The sequence below is a fragment of the Bartonella sp. AA2SXKL genome, from assembly GCF_042197205.1.
GTDB lineage: Bacteria > Pseudomonadota > Alphaproteobacteria > Rhizobiales > Rhizobiaceae > Bartonella.
Genome location: NZ_JBHIRN010000147.1, coordinates 1 through 716, shown reverse-complemented (window position 1 = coordinate 716; position 716 = coordinate 1). Strand labels below are relative to the sequence as shown.

The window sequence follows — 716 nt, the reverse complement described above, 5'->3', positions numbered from 1 at the left end:
ATTTTCTTCGACGATTTTTGCACCCAAAGTTGCAATATCAGTTAAGCTATTTTCTAAAGGGCGTAAAGCACTGATGATTTCATGGGGCGTTATCGTTGGCAAGTCACCTTGTACATTCAAAATGACATTGTAGCGTCGTTCAGGATCAATATGGGTTAAAGCTTCATAAATACGATCAGATCCAGATTTATGATCACGACATGTTATGATACATTCATGTCCATAAGCGGTAACGACTTTGGCGATATTGTTATGATCTGTTGCAACGATAATACGCCCGAATGCGGCTTTTTTTGCCTGTTCAGCAACATGAACAATCATTGGCTTTCCAGCAATCTCTGCCAGAGCTTTTTGAGGAAGACGGGTTGAGCCTATACGAGCGGGAATAAGAATAATTGGTTCAAGAGCCATTGCAAAATTCCAAATATCGTGTGTATGATGTGTTTATAATGTTGTGTATTATATGGAAAAAGCTTAAACTAAAAGCGGGAATGACAATATAAATGTTTGAATTTTTATGAATCGCTCAAAAATTGTCTATTTTGTTTTTGCTTGCTTATTTTTGCTGATTATCTTGGTGGGAATTTTAAGCTACAGGATTTATGATAATTCTGCGTCGGTTCAACCTTCTAAAGTTACAAAAAATGATAGACTCAAAGAAAAACAGCAGACATCTGATATTTCTTTATCATTAAATGATCGTCTTCAACGAGCCA

At 36.2% G+C, this 716-nt stretch carries 1 protein-coding gene and 1 pseudogene; one reads left to right on the top strand and one right to left on the bottom strand.

The genetic code is table 11. The features are described from left to right. Positions 1-411: cytidylyltransferase domain-containing protein (locus ACFINS_RS10345; RefSeq protein WP_375706219.1), on the bottom strand; the 411-nt coding region annotated here is incomplete at its 3' end. Positions 412-517: 106 nt separating this feature from the next. Here ACFINS_RS10345 and ACFINS_RS10340 point away from each other — a divergent pair. Next, positions 518-716, top strand: a pseudogene (locus ACFINS_RS10340) (cytochrome c family protein); the annotation flags it as partial.